15 protein-coding genes and 2 pseudogenes are annotated in these 18,409 nt (G+C 67.2%); 16 read left to right on the forward strand and 1 reads right to left on the reverse strand.

Features of this window, described 5'->3' with window-relative positions; translation table 11 throughout:
* The 5 genes and pseudogenes from ACRDU5_RS10375 to ACRDU5_RS10395 form a co-directional block, all read left to right on the forward strand.
* A partial coding sequence (locus ACRDU5_RS10375; protein ID WP_526614406.1) for a 2-oxoacid:acceptor oxidoreductase subunit alpha occupies positions 1-1,335 on the forward strand: 1,335 nt, incomplete at its 5' end.
* Entirely contained in the window at positions 1,332-2,411 is a 1,080-nt protein-coding gene (locus ACRDU5_RS10380; RefSeq protein ID WP_526614407.1) for a thiamine pyrophosphate-dependent enzyme, read from the forward strand. The genes ACRDU5_RS10375 and ACRDU5_RS10380, both read left to right, overlap by 4 nt.
* 11 nt (positions 2,412-2,422) lie before the next feature.
* On the forward strand, positions 2,423-3,001 hold the full coding sequence (gene mobA, locus ACRDU5_RS10385; protein WP_526614409.1) for a molybdenum cofactor guanylyltransferase: 579 nt from the start codon (positions 2,423-2,425) through the stop codon (positions 2,999-3,001).
* A 1,149-nt stretch (positions 3,002-4,150) separates the two neighbouring features.
* Positions 4,151-4,375: pseudogene (locus ACRDU5_RS10390) on the forward strand (transglycosylase family protein); the annotation flags it as partial.
* Positions 4,376-4,709: 334 nt separating this feature from the next.
* A pseudogene (locus ACRDU5_RS10395) lies at positions 4,710-5,072 on the forward strand (transglycosylase family protein); the annotation flags it as partial.
* On the opposite strand, the gene ACRDU5_RS10400 reads toward ACRDU5_RS10395, so the two are convergent.
* Positions 5,064-6,227, reverse strand: a complete 1,164-nt coding sequence (locus ACRDU5_RS10400; protein ID WP_526614410.1) for an FAD-dependent oxidoreductase — start codon at positions 6,225-6,227, stop codon at positions 5,064-5,066. The pseudogene ACRDU5_RS10395 and the gene ACRDU5_RS10400 overlap by 9 nt on opposite strands.
* 41 nt (positions 6,228-6,268) lie before the next feature.
* On the opposite strand from ACRDU5_RS10400, the gene ACRDU5_RS10405 reads away from it, so the two are divergent.
* The 11 genes from ACRDU5_RS10405 to obgE form a co-directional block, all read left to right on the forward strand.
* Positions 6,269-7,525, forward strand: coding sequence for a saccharopine dehydrogenase family protein (locus ACRDU5_RS10405; RefSeq protein WP_526614411.1), 1,257 nt, complete (start codon positions 6,269-6,271; stop codon positions 7,523-7,525).
* A gap of 91 nt (positions 7,526-7,616) precedes the next feature.
* Positions 7,617-8,228, forward strand: a complete 612-nt coding sequence (locus ACRDU5_RS10410; protein ID WP_526614422.1) for a DUF937 domain-containing protein — start codon at positions 7,617-7,619, stop codon at positions 8,226-8,228.
* Between the two features lie 64 nt (positions 8,229-8,292).
* A complete protein-coding gene (locus ACRDU5_RS10415; RefSeq protein WP_526614412.1) occupies positions 8,293-10,944 on the forward strand; it encodes a valine--tRNA ligase in 2,652 nt (883 codons plus the stop codon).
* On the forward strand, positions 10,941-12,362 hold the full coding sequence (folC, locus tag ACRDU5_RS10420) for a bifunctional tetrahydrofolate synthase/dihydrofolate synthase (protein WP_526614413.1): 1,422 nt from the start codon (positions 10,941-10,943) through the stop codon (positions 12,360-12,362). The genes ACRDU5_RS10415 and folC overlap by 4 nt, the downstream gene beginning before the upstream one ends.
* Positions 12,359-12,757 (forward strand): DUF4233 domain-containing protein, encoded by a 399-nt coding sequence (locus tag ACRDU5_RS10425; protein WP_526614414.1) that lies wholly within the window; start codon positions 12,359-12,361, stop codon positions 12,755-12,757. Before folC ends, ACRDU5_RS10425 begins: the two co-directional genes overlap by 4 nt.
* A gap of 10 nt (positions 12,758-12,767) precedes the next feature.
* A complete protein-coding gene (gene ndk / locus ACRDU5_RS10430) occupies positions 12,768-13,181 on the forward strand; it encodes a nucleoside-diphosphate kinase (RefSeq protein ID WP_526614415.1) in 414 nt (137 codons plus the stop codon).
* Positions 13,182-13,474: 293 nt separating this feature from the next.
* On the forward strand, positions 13,475-16,114 hold the full coding sequence (gene rne / locus ACRDU5_RS10435) for a ribonuclease E (protein ID WP_526614417.1): 2,640 nt from the start codon (positions 13,475-13,477) through the stop codon (positions 16,112-16,114).
* A gap of 3 nt (positions 16,115-16,117) precedes the next feature.
* Positions 16,118-16,534, forward strand: a complete 417-nt coding sequence (locus tag ACRDU5_RS10440; RefSeq protein WP_526614418.1) for a PPOX class F420-dependent oxidoreductase — start codon at positions 16,118-16,120, stop codon at positions 16,532-16,534.
* A gap of 143 nt (positions 16,535-16,677) precedes the next feature.
* The gene (gene rplU / locus ACRDU5_RS10445; RefSeq protein ID WP_526614419.1) at positions 16,678-16,989 is read left to right on the forward strand and encodes a 50S ribosomal protein L21; all 312 of its coding nucleotides are present in this window, start codon (positions 16,678-16,680) and stop codon (positions 16,987-16,989) included.
* An 11-nt stretch (positions 16,990-17,000) separates the two neighbouring features.
* Positions 17,001-17,267 carry a 50S ribosomal protein L27 gene (gene rpmA, locus ACRDU5_RS10450; RefSeq protein ID WP_526614420.1) on the forward strand — a complete coding sequence of 89 codons (267 nt, stop codon included), beginning with the start codon at positions 17,001-17,003 and terminating at the stop codon, positions 17,265-17,267.
* Between the two features lie 17 nt (positions 17,268-17,284).
* Positions 17,285-18,409: GTPase ObgE (gene obgE, locus ACRDU5_RS10455; protein ID WP_526614421.1), on the forward strand; the 1,125-nt coding region annotated here is incomplete at its 3' end.

Below are 18,409 nucleotides of genomic sequence, written 5' to 3' on the forward strand. Positions count from 1 at the left end.
CCCGAGTTCGTGGAGGCCAATATCCGCGCCCTCAAGGCGGGCCACGCCTTCGGCGAGACCGCGGAGATGTTCGCCGAGCACTACGGCGTCGAGGCGGCCGAGATGCCGCCCGGCACGTACCGGAGCATGACCGGCAACCGCGCGCTCGCGTGGGGGCTGCTCGCCGCCGCCGAGCGCACCAAGATCCCGGTGGTGTTCGGCGCCTATCCGATCACGCCCGCGAGCGACATCCTGCACGAGCTCGCGCTGCACAAGCGCTTCCGGGTGCGCACGTTGCAGGCCGAGGACGAGATCGCGGCGGCCACCGCGGCGATCGGCGCCTCCTTCGGCGGCTGCATCGGGGTCACCGCCTCCAGCGGCCCGGGCATCGCGCTCAAGGGCGAGGCCATCGGCCTGGCGGTCACCGCGGAGCTGCCGCTGGTGATCTTCGACATCCAGCGCGGGGGGCCGAGCACCGGCCTGCCCACCAAGACCGAGCAGGCCGACCTGATGCAGGCGCTCTACGGGCGCAACGGTGAATCGCCGGTGGCGGTGCTTTCACCGCGCTCACCGTCGGACTGCTTCGAGATCGCAATCGAGGCGGTCCGGATCGCGGTGACCTACCACACCCCGGTGATCATCCTGTCCGACGGCGCCATCGCCAACGGCTCTGAGCCGTGGAAGATCCCCGACGTCAGCAGCTACCCGGCGATCGACCATGCCTTCGCGAAGCCCGACGAGCCGTTCCAGCCCTACGCCCGCGACCCGGAAACCCTCGCCCGCCAGTTCGCGGTGCCGGGCACGCCGGGTCTGGAGCACCGGATCGGCGGCCTGGAGGCGGCCAACGGCTCGGGCAACATCTCCTACGAGCCGAAGAACCACGACCTCATGGTCCGGTTGCGCCGCGCCAAGATCGACGGCATCAAAGTGCCGGATCTCGAGGTCGACGACCCGACCGGCGATGCCGAACTGCTGATGGTCGGGTGGGGCAGCTCGTACGGCCCGATCGGCGAAGCATGCCGACGGGCCCGGCGTAAGGGCATCAAGGTGGCCCATGCACATCTGCGCCACCTCAATCCCTTCCCGGCCAATCTCTCCGACGTGCTGCGCAGCTACCCGAAGGTGGTGGCCCCGGAGATGAACCTTGGGCAGCTGGCACTGTTGTTGAGGGGCAAATTCCTGGTCGACGTGCAGTCGGTTACGAAGATGGAAGGCATGGCGTTCCTTGCCGACGAGGTGGAAGGCATCATCGATGCCGCCCTGGACGGAACGCTGAGCGAAAAGGAAAGCGACAAGGCCAAGTTCGCACGGTTGGCGGCGGCTACCGTCGAGACTGGCGTGGGAGTTAGCGCATGACTGACGTGATTGGGACGGCCCACCAAGACCTGGGCCTCACACCTGGTTTGTCCGGGGTGCCCACCACCGATCAACCGCAGAAGTCGAAGGATTTCACCAGCGACCAGGAGGTCCGTTGGTGCCCCGGATGCGGCGACTACGTCATCCTCAACACCATCCGTAACTTCCTGCCGGAACTCGGGTTGCGCCGCGAGAACATCGTCTTCGTCAGTGGCATCGGTTGCTCGAGCCGTTTCCCGTACTACCTGGAGACCTACGGCCTGCACTCGATCCACGGCCGCGCTCCTGCGATTGCCACCGGTCTCGCGGTCGCGCGGGAGGATCTTTCGGTGTGGGTCGTCACCGGGGACGGCGACGCGCTGTCGATCGGCGGTAACCACCTGATCCACGCGCTGCGACGCAACGTCAACATGACGATCCTGTTGTTCAACAACCGGATCTATGGGCTGACCAAGGGTCAGTATTCGCCGACCTCCGAGGTCGGCAAGGTCACCAAGTCCACGCCGATGGGCTCGCTGGACCACCCGTTCAACCCGGTGTCGCTGGCGCTGGGCGCCGAGGCATCATTCGTGGGCCGTGCCCTTGATTCGGATCGCAAGGGTTTGACCGAGGTGCTGCGGGCCGCGGCCGCCCATCGTGGCTCGGCACTGGTGGAAATCCTGCAGGACTGCCCGATCTTCAACGACGGCTCCTTCGACCTGCTGCGCAAAGAGGGCGCCGAGGAACGGGTGATCAACGTCCACCAAGGCGAACCGATCACGTTCGGTGCCGACGGCGCGTACTGCGTCGTGAAGTCCGGATTCGGCCTCGAGGTGGCCAAGACGGCCGACGTCTCGGTCGACGAGATCGTGGTGCACGACGCCCAGCTCGACGACCCGGCCTACGCGTACGCGCTGTCGCGGCTGTCGGAGCAGAACCTTGATCACACCGTGATGGGAATCTTCCGCCAGGTGCACCGGCCGACGTACGACGATGCCGCCCGCACCCAGGTCAGCTCGGCGATGGAAGCCACCGCCCACGACACGGCCGGCCTGCAATCCCTGCTGCGCGGTCGCGACACCTGGACCGTGGACTAGACGGGACCAACGTGCCCTCACAAACCCCGCTGGCAGCGGTGGTGCTGGCCGGCGGGGCTTCGCGGCGGATGGGCCGCGACAAGGCAACCTTGACGTTCACCGGCGCAGGCGGGCCGACCACGATGGTCGAGTACGTGGTATCGGTTGTCAGCCCGCGGTGTTTTCCGGTTTATGTGATCGCCGCCCCCGGCCAACCCCTTCCCGAGCTGCCCGCCGAGGTGCTGCGCGACGAGGTTCGCGGAGTTGGGCCGCTGCTGGCGACCGGCCGTGGCCTGCGGGCGGCGGCCGACGCCGGCCATGAACTGGCCTTCGTGTGTGCGGTGGACATGCCGTTCATCTCGACCGAACTCATCGACGAGCTGGCAGAACGCGCCTCCCGGCTGGGCGTGGATGTGGTGCTGCCCTGGGATGGCCGGGATCACTACCTGGCCGGGGTGTACCGGACCGCGCTGGCCGACCGCGCCGACGCGCTGGTGGCGGCGGGGGAGCGCAGCATGCGGGCGCTTGTCGACACCGTCGACACTCAACGCATCGTGATGGCCGCGCAGCGGTCCCTGACGAACGTGAACACCACCGCTGATCTGCCCTGAGCTGGGGGTAATTACTTAAGGTAATTGTTCTAGCAAAGTCACTTTCTGAATTTGGCCCGTTTTCTCACAAATTCTCCGTGCCTTTCGCCGTTATTCGCCGACAACAATTCTGCGATTAGTTGGCAATGTATTTGATTACCAAATCGGCCTGTCGGTGCGGGCGATCGGCATATACCCGTGAGATCCTTTAGCGCAGTGCGGGTTTCAGGCCGGTGCGTGACCATTTCTGGGGCCGCCTGGCGGAGTGTCTAGATCCGCTTCGGGCACGCCATCGCGCTCAACGGGAGAGCGGGTCGCCAACACCACCGAAACTGGTGCACACCGAAACGGCGATCACGGTGAGCGGGGCTGGGGCCCGCTGGGTACATGACGAGCACAATGCGAAACACATTGGTTTGGTGGGTGTTTCGAAGCCTGACTCAACTCGTCGCTTGAGACGGCGGGGAAGCCGTCGAGGTCAAGACAGGTAGGACGTCGACCCAAATAGCCTTCGCCGCACCGGCTTTCATCAGAGATGGTGATATGGGGGCCAGCGAACCGATCGTGGCCAAGGGCCGCCAAATCGCCGGCTCGATGCTTGGCGGCCGATCTTGCCCCAAATCGGGGCTCCGCCAAGGGGAACCGCCGTGTCCCAGCTCACAATTTGGCCGTGATTTGACTCACGTAAGCGATCCGCTTACCTGCGCATTGCGCGCCGGCAACTCGCCGTAGTGACCTGCACCGACGATTGACGGACTCGGTCGTGATCTGACCGTGATCCAACCGCGACACGTTCTTCACCCGATATGACTTTGCGCGAATCGGTTTGTACGGTCCAGCACGGCTCCAAAAGGAGCAAATAATTTCAAACCCACGAACCTGCGTGTGAGTGGGGCCGCGGAAGGCGGGTTCGCCTTCGGTGGCCGCCGGGCGTGCTGCCCGGTGAGGCTCCTCTTGCCTCCCATGTCGTGCCTGACCGAGACGGCACGGCCCAAGTCTCTGGCCTGTACAGGCAGCTGCGCCCGCGTCAGCGGGCGTTGTTGGCGCGCGCTTGGCGAAAGGAACGAAGTGAAGAACATCCGCAAGACGTTCGGTCTGGCCACCATCGCCGGGGCGCTCGCTGTGGCACCGATGGCGCTGGCAACCGGCACCGCGAGTGCGGACAGCGGCGTGGACTGGGACGCCATCGCCGCGTGCGAGTCCGGTGGCAACTGGTCAATCAACACGGGTAACGGCTACTACGGCGGCCTGCAGTTCACCATGGGCACCTGGCGTGCCAATGGCGGCTCGGGCTCGCCGCATAACGCCAGCCGCGCGGAGCAGATCCGGGTGGCCGAGAACGTGCTGCAGTCGCAGGGCATCGGCGCCTGGCCGAGCTGCGGCGGGGGCGGTTAAAACCCAGCTCTGGGAACACTTGGATGGTGCCGGGTCCGAAAGGGCCCGGCACCTTCTTTTTACTCATCTGCCCCATTTTGCACATCTGGCGCTTCTTACTCATTTGTCCCATCGCTAGCTGGGGTCTATTGCGTATCGATAACGTACTTGCACCTCCCTTGTAACGCCTGACACTCCTCACCCGAAAGACCCATTAGTTGCAAGGTCGGGGAAGGACCAAGTGATGAAGATTCGCCAGTCAGCCATCCGGACGGGCAAGAAGGCAGCCTGGGTCACCGCAATCACCGGGGCGCTTGCCGTCGTCCCGATGGCCATGTCAACAGCCAGCGCGCACGCCGACAGCGTGGACTGGGACGCCATCGCCCAGTGCGAGTCCGGCGGCAACTGGTCGACGAACACCGGCAACGGCCAGTACGGCGGCCTGCAGTTCAAGCCCACGACCTGGGCGGCCAACGGCGGGGTGGGATCCCCGGCGATGGCGTCCAGGGCGGAGCAGATCCGGGTCGCCGAGAACGTGCTGCGGACGCAGGGCATCGGCGCCTGGCCGACGTGCGGTGCCAACGCGGGCGGCCCGGCGCTGTGGCGCACGCCCAGCTCGCTGACGGGCTGCCAGGTGGTGCGGGGCGGCAGCGTGCTCGGGCTTGTCGATCTGCGACAGCTGTGCTCGACATTCCTCAGCCCGTTCGGCTTAGGCTGAGACGCTCGCCGGCACGGCGAACGCCGACCGCGACGCCACCGACGCCAGATGCCGCGTCACCATCGCCTCCGGCATCAACACCGAGGCGCGGCTCAACGCGGCACTCAGGAAGCCCGGCCGCAGGTTCAGGATCTTGCCGATCAACGCGGACTCGCGTACCAGGGCCCGCACCCGCGGCCTGCGGAACTTCGCGAATCGCGCGAACGCCGCCGCCAGGTCGTCGGTCTGGTCGATGAAGGCGGCCAGGATCGCGGCGTCCTCCAGTCCTTGGCAGCCGCCCTGGCCCAAATGCGGGCGCATCGCGTGGGCGGCGTCGCCGACCAGAACCATCGGGCCGCTCGACCAGTGCCGCGCCTGGTCGCGGTCGTAGAGGTCGTTGTGCAGGACGATCTCGGGTTTCGTCGCCGCCAGCAGCGCCGGTATCGGGTCGGCCCAGGACGCGAACTTTTTCTGCAGGTATGTGAGCTCACCCTCGGGCGCTACCCGTCCCTCCGGGGCGCGCTCGGTGGCGAACCAGTACGTCCGATCCGGACCCAGCGGAACGTGCCCGAATTCGATGCCGGGACCCAGGGTCTCCCCGGACAGGTCGGGATCGAGCGCGAAGTCGGCCACACCCCGCCAGGCTGTATAGCCGACGTAGCGATCGCGCAGTTGGCCGTTGAGGTTGCGGGCCACCACCGAGCGCGTGCCGTCCGCGCCGACCACCGCGGCCGCCTCGCGCGTCGTCGAGTCCGAGAGCGTGATCCGCACGCCGTTCGCGGTCAGGCCGAGTTCGGTGGCCGCCACCCCGCTCTGCAGGGTGCCGCTCGACAGGGCGCCGGACAGCACGGTCGTCAAGTCGGATCGGCGCACCACCACAAGGGGTTCGCCGAGCGCCTTGACGATTCGCTCCGCCGACGGATGACGCAACCAGGTGCCGTCATGCCAGCGCAGCGCCCCGGCGGTGACCCGGCCACCGGCCCCGCGCACGGCATCGCCGAGACCAATCTCGTCGAGTGCGGCCAGCGCGTTGGGCCAAATGCTGATACCCGCGCCGCTCGATGTGTCCAAACGTTCCTCGATGACCGTGACGTCGTGACCGCGTCGCTGCAGCGCGACCGCCGTCGCCAAACCCGCGATGCCCGCCCCGATTACAACGATCTGTTGCTGCGTCACCCGTCGAAACTAGCGTGCACGCTCCGGTAGCGTCGCTTCCCATGAGCGCCGCGCAGCGGGAGTTCGACATCGTCCTGTACGGCGCGACCGGTTTTGTCGGGAAACTGACCGCTGACTACCTGGCCAAGGCAGGCGGCGACGCGCACATCGCGCTGGCCGGCCGGTCCCAGGACAAGCTGCTCGCGGTCCGGGAGTCCTTGGCCGACAAGGCGCGGTCCTGGCCGCTGATCGAAGCCGACGCTTCGCGGCCGTCGACGCTGGACGAGATGGCGTCCCGGGCTCAGGTGGTGGTGACCACGGTCGGGCCCTATACCCACTATGGGATGCCGCTTGTCGCCGCGTGCGCAGAGGCCGGAACCGATTACGCGGACCTCACCGGTGAGGCGATGTTCGTCCGCAACAGCATCGACCTGTGCCACAAGCAGGCCATCGACACCGGTGCCCGCATCGTGCACGGTTGCGGATTCGATTCCATCCCTTCGGATCTCAGCGTCTACGCGCTGTACCGCCGGGCGATCGAAGATAATGCCGGCGAACTGGGCGACACCAATCTCGTGGTGCGTTCGATGGCCGGCGGATTCTCCGGCGGCACCATCGCCTCGATGATGGAAGTCATGCGCGCGATGTCCAGCGACCCCGAGGTGCGGCGCCTGCTCGAATACCCGTACACCTTGACCCCGGACCGCGGAGCCGAACCCGAACTCGGTCCGCAGCCGGACATGCCGTGGCGGCGCGGCGGGCAGATCGCACCGGAGCTGGGCCGGGTTTGGACTTCCGGGTTCGTCATGGCGCCCTACAACACCCGGATCGTCAGGCGCAGCAACGCATTACAAGATTGGGCCTATGGCAGGCGGTTCCGGTACGCAGAGGGCCTGAGCCTCGGATCGTCGATCGCCGCGCCCGTCGCATCGGCCATGGCGGCCGGGGTGAGCAGCGCAGTCGTCAGGCTGGGCAGCCGCTACTTCGACAGGGTGCCACGCAAACTCGTCGAACGCATCGCGCCGAAGCCCGGTACCGGCCCGAGCGAACGGGTCCGCGAGAAGGGCCACTACCGGGTCGAGACGTACACCACCACCACAATCGGCGCCCGCTACCTGGCCGCCATGTCGCAGCGGGGTGACCCCGCATACAAGGCGACATCGGTGCTGCTCGGCGAAAGCGGGTTGGCGCTCGCGTTGGACCGCGACCGGCTGTCTGACCTGCGCGGCGTGCTGACCCCGGCGGCCGCGATGGGCGACGCGTTGCTCGCCCGATTCCCCGCTGCCGGTGTGTCATTGGAGACCTCCCGGCTGAATTGATCTGCGCGGCGCAGAACACCTGTCAACCAAGATCAATTGGGCTAGTGTCGTCTTCGACATGCGATAACCAGCAATGAAGGTGGATACGACAATGGCAGGTCTTGACGATCTCTTCGCACAGATCCCGGTGGCGGAAATCGCGAGCAAAGTTGGTGCGGACCAAGGCGAGGTAAACAATGCCATCAAGACGCTGGTCCCGGCACTCGTCGGAGGGCTGGCGCAGAACGTCCAGGCTGACGACATCGACTCGAGCGAGCTCGAGTCCACCGTCGCCGAGCAAGGCACAAGCGGCCTGCTCGACGGCGGGGTCAACGTCGACCAGGTCGATGCAAACCAGGGCGACCAGTTCGTCGCGAAAATCTTCGGCGGCAACGACAGCAACGCCGTCGCCTCCGCCCTGGCCGGCACGGGCGCCGGTGGTGGTGATCTGATCAAGAAACTGCTGCCCATCCTGGCGCCGATCGTGCTCGCCTACATCGGCAAGCAGCTCACCAAGGGCTCGGGGCAGGCTCCCGCCGAGGCACAGGCGCAGTCGGCCGGCGGTGGCGGCCTCGGCGACGTGCTCGGCAGCATCCTCGGTGGCGCCGGCGGTGGCGGCGCCGGAAGCAACCCGCTCGGCAGCATCCTGGGCAGCGTGCTCGGCGGCCAACAGGGCGGTGCGCTCGGCAACATTCTCGGTGGCCTGCTCGGCGGCAAGAAGTAGGCACCCCGGCCGAGCCGGCAAGGCTGTCCGGCGGCTGGCCCGCCGCACTTCCTAGAATGTTGCGGTGACCGCCAGTTCGAGGCCAGATGCGGACGCCCTACCCAAATCATGGGATCCGGGCGCGGTAGAAAGCGAGCTCTACCAGGGCTGGGTGGACGCCGGGTACTTCGAGGCGGATCCGGCGAGCGACAACGAGCCGTACTCGATTGTGCTGCCACCGCCGAACGTCACCGGCAGTCTGCATATGGGTCACGCGCTGGACCACACGCTGATGGACGCCCTGACCCGGCGCAAGCGGATGCAGGGCTACGAGGTGCTGTGGCTGCCCGGCATGGACCACGCCGGCATCGCCACCCAGTCGGTGGTGGAAAAGCAGTTGGCGGTCGACGGGAAGACCAAGGAAGACTTCGGCCGCGAGTTGTTCATCGACAAGGTCTGGGACTGGAAGCACGACTCGGGCGGGACCATCGGTGATCAGATGCGCCGGCTCGGCGACGGCGTGGACTGGAGCCGCGACCGGTTCACCATGGACGAGGGTCTGTCCCGCGCGGTGCGCACGATCTTCAAGCGGCTCTACGACGCGGGGCTGATCTATCAGGCCGAGCGGCTGGTGAACTGGTCACCGGTGCTACAGACGGCGATCTCGGACCTCGAGGTCTCCTACGTGGACGTTGAGGGCGAGTTGGTGTCGTTCCGGTACGGCTCGCTCGACGATGCCGAACCACACGTTGTGGTGGCCACCACCCGCGTCGAGACCATGCTCGGCGACACCGCGATCGCGGTGCATCCCGACGACGACCGTTATCGGCACCTGGTCGGTAAGACATTGCCGCATCCGTTCGTCGACCGCGAATTGCTCGTCGTCGCCGACGCGCACGTGGATCCCGAATTCGGCACCGGCGCAGTCAAAGTCACACCGGCACACGATCCCAACGACTTCGAGATCGGCCTGCGGCACAAGCTGCCGATGCCGTCCATCATGGACACCAAGGCCAGGATCGTCGACACCGGAACCGAATTCGACGGGATGGACCGCCTCGACGCCCGCGTCGCGGTGCGCGAAGCACTGACCGCCCGGGGCCGGGTTGTCGAGGAGAAGCGACCATATCTGCACAGCGTCGGCCATTCCGATCGCAGCGGCGAAGCCATTGAGCCGCGGCTGTCGCTGCAGTGGTGGGTGAAGGTCGAGTCGTTGGCCAAGGACGCGGGCGACGCGGTCCGCAATGGCGACACCGTTATCCACCCGCCCAGCCTGGAACCGCGCTTCTTCGACTGGGTCGACCACATGCACGACTGGTGCATCTCCCGGCAGCTCTGGTGGGGCCACCGCATTCCGATCTGGCACGGCCCCAACGGCGAGACCGTCTGTATCGGTCCTGACGAAACCCCGCCCGAGGGGTGGGAACAGGACCCCGACGTGCTGGACACCTGGTTCTCCTCGGCGCTGTGGCCGTTCTCCACCATGGGCTGGCCCGAACACACCCCCGAGCTCGCCAAGTTCTATCCCACCAGCGTCTTGGTCACCGGATACGACATCCTGTTCTTCTGGGTGGCCCGGATGATGATGTTCGGCGTGTTCGTCTCCGGCGACCCTGCAATCACGCTGGATGGACAACGCGGGCGGCAGATGCCGTTCCGGAATGTCTTCCTGCACGGGCTCATTCGCGATGAGTTTGGCCGCAAGATGAGCAAGTCCCGCGGCAACGGCATCGATCCCCTGGATTGGGTGGAGAAGTTCGGCGCGGACGCGTTGCGGTTCACCCTGGCCCGCGGTGCCAGCCCGGGCGGCGACCTGTCCATCGGTGAGGACCATGCCCGGGCGTCCCGCAACTTCGCCACCAAGCTGTTCAACGCCACGCGCTTCGCGCTGATGAATGGAGCAGCTCCAGCACCGCTACCGGATGTCACAGAGCTCACCGACGCCGACCGCTGGATTCTGGGACGCGCCGAAGAGGTCCGCGCCGAGGTTGATTCGGCCTTCGATGGCTACGAATTCAGCCGCGCCTGCGAGTCGCTGTACCACTTCGCGTGGGACGAGTTCTGCGACTGGTATGTCGAGCTGGCGAAGGTACAGCTGGCGGAGGGGGTTTCGCACACCACGGCCGTGCTGGCCGCGGTGCTCGATACCCTGCTCAAGTTGCTGCATCCCGTGATGCCGTTCGTCACCGAAGCCCTCTGGAAGGCGTTGACCGGCGAAAGGTCCCTTGTCATCTCCGAGTGGCCGAAGCCTTCCGGATACTCGGTGGATTCGGTTGCAGCGCAACGCATCACAGACATGCAGAAGTTGGTCACCGAGGTGCGGCGGTTCCGCAGCGATCAGGGTCTGGCCGATCGGCAGAAGGTGCCGGCCAGGCTGACCGACATCGCCGCGGCCGACCTGGACTCGCAGATTCCGGCGGTGACTTCTCTGGCGTGGCTGACACCCGCCTCCGACGGCTTCACTACATCGGCCTCGCTGGAGGTCCGGTTGACCCGCGGCACCGTCATTGTCGAGCTGGACACCTCGGGCACCGTCGACGTGAACGCCGAGCGGCGCCGTCTGGAGAAGGATCTGGCGGCCGCGGAAAAGGAACTGACCGGCACCACGGGCAAGCTTGGCAACGACGCGTTCCTGGCCAAGGCGCCGGCCGACGTGGTGGACAAAATCCGCGCCCGCCGGCAACTCGCAAGCGAAGAGGTTGACCGGATCAGGGCGAGGCTGGCCGACCTGAGATGACTGAGCCCGTCCCCACCCCGGACGAGATCGCGTCGCTGCTGCAGGTCGAACACCTGCTGGACCAGCGCTGGCCGGAGACCAAGCTCGAGCCGAGCACGGCCCGCATCTCCGCGCTGATGGAATTGCTCGGCTCGCCGCAGCGCGGCTATCCGTCCATCCATATCGCCGGGACCAATGGCAAGACGTCGGTGGCCCGCATGGTCGATGTGCTGCTGACCGCGCTGCACCGTCGCACCGGCCGCACCACCAGCCCGCATCTACAGTCCGCGGTGGAGCGCATCGCCATCGACAGCAAGGCGATCACTCCCGCGCAGTACGTCGCGACGTACCAAGAGATCGAACCGTTCGTGCAACTGGTGGACAAGCAGTCCGAAGCCACCGGCGGACCGGCGATGAGCAAGTTCGAGGTGGTGACCGCGATGGCGTTCGCGGCGTTCGCCGACGCGCCCATCGACATCGCCGTTGTGGAGGTCGGCATGGGCGGCCGGTGGGACGCCACCAACGTGGTCGACGCGCCGGTCGTCGTCATCACGCCGATCGGTATCGACCACACCGCGTATCTCGGCACCGAAATCGCCGACATCGCCGCCGAGAAGGCCGGGATCATCCGCAGGCAGGACGAGGACCCTGTGCCGTCAGGCACAGACCTGAGCACCGTCGCGGTGATCGGGCGGCAGGTACCCGAGGCGATGGAAGTGCTGATGGCCGAATCGGTGCGCGCCGACGCCGCGGTGGCCCGGGAGGACTCCGAGTTCGCGGTGCTGAGCCGGCAGGTGGCCATCGGCGGCCAGATGCTCGAGCTGCAGGGTCTGGGCGGGGTGTACTCCGACATCTTCCTGCCGCTGCGCGGCGAACATCAGGCCCACAACGCCGCGGTCGCGCTGGCGGCCGTCGAGGCCTTCTTCGGCGCCGGTGCGCAACGACAACTCGACGTCGATGCGGTGCGGACCGGGTTCGCCGCGGTGACCAGCCCCGGGCGGCTTGAACGCATGCGCAGCGCCCCAACGGTTTTCATCGATGCTGCGCACAATCCGGCCGGTGCCGCCGCGCTGGCGCAGACGCTGGCGGAAGAGTTCGAATTCCGGTTCCTGGTCGGCGTCATCTCGGTGATGGCCGAGAAGGACGTCGACGGCATACTGGCCGCGTTGGAGCCGGTGTTCGATCAGTTGGTTGTGACACATAACGGCTCGCCGCGCGCCCTCGACGTGGAAACCCTGGCACTGCGCGCGGAGGAGCGGTTCGGGCCGGAGCGGGTCATCGGTGCGGCCACGCTGCCCGACGCCATCGAGTCCGCGACCGCGCTCGTCGAAGAGTCCGGCTACGAAGGCGAAGCGTTTTCCGGCGGCGGCATGGTGATCACCGGATCGGTCGTCACCGCCGGCGCGGCGCGCACCCTGTTCGGGCGGGACCCCGAATGAGCGACCGACCCGCAACCGGCGCAGCCCCCGACCCGTGGAAGAGCTTCCGCGGGGTGATGGCGGGCACGTTGATCCTGGAAGCCATCGTGGTGCTGCTCGCCCTGCCGGTGGTATCGGTTTCCCACGGCGGGCTGACGGCGGTCAGCGGCACGTATCTGATCGGATTCGCCGTCGTGCTGGTGCTGCTGGCCGGTGTGCAGGGCCGGCCGTGGGCGATCTGGGTGAACCTGGCCATCCAGCTGGTGCTGATCGCCGGCTGGGCCGTGCACGGGGCCGTCGGCTTCATCGGGGTGATCTTCGCCGGCGTTTGGCTGCTCATCCTCTATCTGCGCAGCGAGGTCAAGCGCCGGGAGGAGCGAGGCCTGCTGCCCGGGCAACAGCCCCCGCCCGACTAGGCTGTGCGCCGTGACGACGGAGCGGACCCTGGTGTTGATCAAGCCCGACGGCGTCAAGCGCCGCCTGGTCGGCGAGATCGTCGGCCGGATCGAGGGCAAGGGCCTGACCATCGCGTCCCTCGAGCTGCGCAACGTCAGCGATGAGCTGGCCCGCAAGCACTACGCCGAGCACGACGGCAAGCCATTCTTCGACTCGCTGCTGGAATTCATCACCTCGGGACCGGTGGTAGCCGCGATTGTCGAGGGTCCTCGCGCCGTCGCCGCGTTTCGCCAGATCGCCGGCGCCACCGACCCGGTGGAGAAGGCCGCGCCCGGCTCAATCCGCGGTGACCTGGCACTTTTCACCCAGGACAACCTGGTCCACGGCTCCGATTCACCGGAGTCGGCCGTCCGCGAAATCGAGCTCTGGTTCCCCGGCCATTAGCGCGGCGAAGCGGCCGGTCCGCCGTTGTCGGGCGATGTGGGATACTGAACCTTGGGTGGACGGCTTACACCAGGGCCGGACGCCCGAATGAAGACTTAGACGAGCGCGACCATCGCTCACCGGCGGTGCGGCGCCGACCGTCCCAGCCATCATTCAGCCAGGCACCGGGTGGGTTCCCAGCGAACCGCTCGGGGCGAGACCATAACAAGCTCGGGTGGAATTGCCCGGGCCCATAGCGGAAGCCCTCGCGTGGCCGCGTCGACACGACGCGCCCGGGGGCTTGAGGAGAATACGTGGCCGACGATGCCCCTACACAAGACCTATCGGAAGAGACTCAGCCCGGACAGGACCAGCCAGACCGGCTGAGCGTTCTCGCGGAGAGTCCCGACCTTCCGGACGACGGCGGTAAATCGCCGGCCGATGGCGTGGACGGCTCCGAACCGGAGTCCCCGTTGACCCCGGAGACCGCCTCGCAAACCGGCACCGAGCCCACCGAGTACATGCCGCTGTTCGTCGCGCCGCAGCCGGTCGAGACCGATTCCGACTCGGCGGACGACTACGACGACACCGACGACGGCCCCGACTCCGACGAGGATCAGGCCGATCGTCCCGGCCGTCGCCGCCGGCGTGGCCGCCGAGGCCGCGGTCGCGGTCGGGGTGATCAGGGCGGTGACGACTCCGGCGATGGCGACTCCGACGACGGCCAGACCGACGACTCCGGCGACGAGTCCGACGAGGACAGCGGCGATGACGAGACGGGTGGCGGCGAGGTTGCCAGCCGGCGCCGCCGCCGTCGCCGCCGGCGCAAGTCCGGCGGGGGGGACGACAACGACGGTTCGCCTGACGACCCGCCCAACACCGTCGTGCACGAACGGGCGGGGCGCAGCACAAAGGACACCGGCGAGATCCAGGGCATCAGCGGCTCGACCCGGCTGGAGGCCAAGCGCCAGCGCCGCCGCGACGGCCGTGACGCCGGACGGCGCCGCCCGCCGATCCTGAGCGAGGCCGAGTTCCTGGCCCGCCGCGAGGCCGTCGATCGGGTGATGGTGGTGCGGGACAAGGTCCGCACCGAGCCGCCGCACGAGGGTGCCCGCTACACCCAGATCGCCGTCCTCGAGGACGGCGTCGTCGTTGAACACTTCGTGACATCGGCGGCTTCGGCATCCTTGGTGGGCAACATCTATCTGGGCATCGTGCAGAACGTGCTGCCGTCCATGGAGGCGGCGTTCGTCGACATCGGCCGCGGCCGCAACGGAGTCCTCTACGCCGGCGAGGTGAACTGGGAAGCCGCCGGCCTCGGTGGCGCCAACCGGAAGATCGAGCAGGCCCTCAAGCCCGGCGACTACGTGGTGGTCCAGGTCAGCAAGGATCCGGTTGGGCACAAGGGTGCGCGGTTGACCACGCAGGTGTCGCTCGCCGGCCGCTACCTGGTCTACGTTCCCGGTGCGTCGTCCACCGGCATCAGCCGCAAGCTGCCCGACACCGAACGGCAACGCCTCAAAGAGATTCTGCGCGAGGTGGTTCCAGCCGATGCGGGTGTGATCATCCGTACCGCGTCGGAAGGCGTCAAGGAATCCGACATCCGCGCCGACGTGAGCCGGCTGCAGGAACGCTGGGGCCAGATCGAGTCGAAGGCCACCGACACCAAGAAGAAGGCGGCCGGCGCGGCGGTGCCACTCTACGAAGAGCCCGACGTGTTGGTGAAGGTCATCCGCGATCTGTTCAACGAGGACTTCTCCGGCCTCATTGTGTCCGGCGACGAAGCCTGGAACACGATCAATGAGTACGTCAATTCCGTTGCGCCGGACCTTGTTCCGCGGTTGACGAAATACGAGCCGGCCAGCAGTGACGGGCCTGACGTGTTTGCAGTGCACCGCATTGACGAGCAGCTGACCAAGGCGATGGACCGCAAGGTGTGGCTGCCGTCGGGCGGCACCGTGGTCATCGACCGCACCGAGGCGATGACAGTCGTCGACGTCAACACCGGCAAGTTCACCGGGTCTGGCGGCAACCTGGAGCAGACCGTCACCCGCAACAACTTGGAGGCCGCCGAGGAGATCGTGCGGCAGCTGCGGCTGCGCGATATAGGCGGCATCGTCGTCATCGACTTCATCGACATGGTGCTCGAGTCGAACCGCGATCTGGTGCTGCGCCGACTGACCGAGGCGCTGGCCCGCGACCGCACCCGGCACCAGGTGTCGGAGGTGACATCGCTCGGGCTGGTGCAGTTGACCCGAAAGCGGTTGGGAACCGGCCTGATCGAGGCGTTCTCCACGCCGTGTCCGAACTGCGCGGGCCGCGGGATTCTGGTGCACACCGATCCGGTGGACTCCGCACCCGCGAGCGGCCGGAAGTCCGACTCCGGGCGCCGCGGCAAGCGCTCCAAGAAGGGCCGTTCCGACGATGTCACGGTGGCGAAGGTGCCCGCGCACGCGCCCGGCGAGCACCCGATGTTCAAGGCGATGGCCGCCGCCAACGACCGCCACGACGATGCCGAGGCGGGCGAGGACGAGGACAAGAAGGCCGTCGAGGGGGTCGCCGAGGTCGACCCCGAGGCCATCAAGGAAGCCGTCGTCGACGCGGCCGAGGAAGAGCTCGAAGACGACGACCTCGAGGACACCGACGAGGACTACGACGACGACTCCGACGAGGACGAGGACGACGACGAGATCGACGTCGACCTGGACGAGGATGACGAAGACGACGATCTCGACGACGACATCGAGGTGATCGACGACTCGGACGAGTCCGACGACGACGACGACGACGAGGATGACGACGAGGACGACGAGGACTCCGACGCCGAGGACGAATCCGACTTCGACGTGTCCGACGACGACCGCGACGGACAACCTGCGGCGAGCGTTTCCGGCGGGCGGTCTCGTCGACGCGCCGCCGCACGACCGGCGGGCCCACCGGTCCACGAGGATTAGGCCGTGTCGTTCAGCGACGAGGAGATCGCCTACCTGCGGTCCCAGCCGCTGGCCCGGCTGGCGACCGTCAACGACGGCGGTCAACCCGACGTCGCGCCGGTGGCGTTTGAGTTCGACGGCGAGCACTTCTGGGTCGGGGGCGTGGGCCCCGACGTGGCCGGTACCCGCAAGCTTCGCAACATCGGCGCGGGTCGCTCCAAGGTGTCGCTGGTGATCGACGACCTGGTGTCGCTGGAGCCCTTCGTCGCGCGGGCGCTGCGGGTGTACGGCGACGCCGAACCGCAGATCGAGCGGGTCGGCATGATGGGTCCGGGCCTCTACAGTCGCATCACCCCGCGGGTGTCGTGGAGCTGGAATCTGGCAGGTGAGCCCGCGGGCGAACAGTGGTACCCGGCGAAACGGACCGTGCATAAGCCGTGACCTGCGGTGATTTGACCCTCTAGCCGCGCCTAAAGTAACCTTGAGCAGTTGTCGCCAGGCCCTGCCGGCGGCAGTCGGAGAACCCAGACACGCGCAGCCACCAGTAGCGCGCTGTCAAGAAACGACGTAGGAGTGTCAGCACGATGGCGACGTACGCAATCGTCAAGACCGGCGGCAAGCAGTACAAGGTCGCCGTCGGAGACGTGCTCAAGGTCGAAAAACTCGACTCCGACCCAGGCTCCAAGGTCTCGCTGCCCGTCGCCCTGGTCGTGGACGGCGCGAAGGTCACCAGCGACGCCAACGCCCTGGCGAAGCTCGCGGTGACCGGTGAGGTGCTCGAGCACACCAAGGGACCCAAGATCCGCATTCACAAGTTCAAGCACAAGACCGGCTACCACAAGCGGCAGGGTCATCGTCAACAGCTGACCGTGCTGAAGGTCACCGGAATCAAGTAGGGAGCGAACGGATGGCACACAAGAAGGGCGCTTCCAGCTCACGCAACGGCCGGGACTCCGCCGCCCAGCGGCTGGGCGTCAAGCGGTTCGGCGGCCAGATCGTCAAGGCCGGCGAGATCATCGTCCGGCAGCGCGGCACGCACTTTCACCCCGGCGTCAACGTGGGCCGTGGCGGCGACGACACCCTGTTCGCCAAGGCTCCCGGCGCCGTCGAGTTCGGCGAAAAACGTGGACGCAAGACGGTCAGCATCGTCCGCGTCGCGCGTCCGGAGGCCTAGTAGCTCGAGGAAATCCGATGCCCCGGTTTGTCGACCGCGTCGTCATCCACGCGCGGGCGGGCAACGGCGGTAACGGTTGTGCCTCGGTCCATCGCGAGAAGTTCAAGCCGCTCGGCGGACCCGACGGCGGCAACGGCGGCCGCGGCGGCAGCGTCGTGCTCGTCGTCGACCCACAGGTGCACACTCTGCTCGATTTCCACTTCCACCCGCACATCGTCGCGCCGTCGGGCAAGCAGGGCGCCGGCAACAACCGGGACGGAGCCGCCGGCGGCGATCTGGAACTGAAGGTGCCCGACGGCACCGTCGTGCTCGACGAAAACGGCAGGATGCTCGCTGACCTGGTCGGCGCCGGCACCCGTTTCGAGGCCGCCGCGGGTGGACGTGGGGGACTCGGCAACGCGGCGCTGGCTTCGCGTGCCCGCAAGGCGCCCGGGTTCGCCCTGCTCGGCGAGAAGGGTCAGGCACGGGATCTGACGCTGGAGCTCAAGACCGTCGCCGATGTGGGCCTGATCGGGTTCCCGTCGGCGGGCAAGTCTTCACTGGTGTCGGCGATTTCGGCGGCCAAGCCGAAGATCGCCGACTACCCGTTCACCACGTTGGCGCCGAACATGGGCGTGGTGGCGGCGGGAGAACACACATTCACGGTCGCCGACGTGCCCGGGCTGATCCCCGGCGCGTCCGACGGCCGTGGTCTCGGCCTGGACTTCCTGCGCCACATCGAGCGGTGCGCGGTGCTGGTGCATGTGGTCGACTGCGCCACCCTCGAGCCGGGCCGCGATCCGATTTCCGACATCGATGCGCTGGAGGCAGAGCTGGCCGCCTACACACCCACGCTGCAGGGTGATACGACACTGGGTGACTTGGCCGAGCGGCCGCGGGCGGTGGTGCTCAACAAGATCGACGTGCCCGAGGCGCGTGAACTGGCCGATTTCGTCCGCGAAGAGGTTGAGCGGCGGTACGGCCGGCCGGTGTTCGAAGTTTCTACCGTCAGCCGGGAAGGGTTGCGGCCGTTTATCTTCGCCCTGTGGGACATGGTGTCAGCGTATGAGGCGTCGCAGCCGGAGATTGTGCCGCGGCGCCCGGTGATCCGGCCGATTCCGGTGGATGAGAGCGGCTTCACCATCGAACCCGACGGCCGGGGC

It is taken from the genome of Mycobacterium sp., from assembly GCF_050701515.1.
Lineage (GTDB): Bacteria > Actinomycetota > Actinomycetes > Mycobacteriales > Mycobacteriaceae > Mycobacterium.

What these genes read in the sequence shown, in the direction of transcription:
- ACRDU5_RS10380 (WP_526614407.1), top strand. Translation starts at nt 1,332, where the DNA reads ATGACTGACGTGATTGGGACGGCCCACCAAGACCTGGGCCTCACACCT.
- ACRDU5_RS10405 (WP_526614411.1), top strand. Translation starts at nt 6,269, where the DNA reads ATGAGCGCCGCGCAGCGGGAGTTCGACATCGTCCTGTACGGCGCGACC.
- ACRDU5_RS10410 (WP_526614422.1), top strand. Translation starts at nt 7,617, where the DNA reads ATGGCAGGTCTTGACGATCTCTTCGCACAGATCCCGGTGGCGGAAATC.
- folC (WP_526614413.1), top strand. Translation starts at nt 10,941, where the DNA reads ATGACTGAGCCCGTCCCCACCCCGGACGAGATCGCGTCGCTGCTGCAG.
- ACRDU5_RS10425 (WP_526614414.1), top strand. Translation starts at nt 12,359, where the DNA reads ATGAGCGACCGACCCGCAACCGGCGCAGCCCCCGACCCGTGGAAGAGC.
- rplU (WP_526614419.1), top strand. Translation starts at nt 16,678, where the DNA reads ATGGCGACGTACGCAATCGTCAAGACCGGCGGCAAGCAGTACAAGGTC.
- rpmA (WP_526614420.1), top strand. Translation starts at nt 17,001, where the DNA reads ATGGCACACAAGAAGGGCGCTTCCAGCTCACGCAACGGCCGGGACTCC.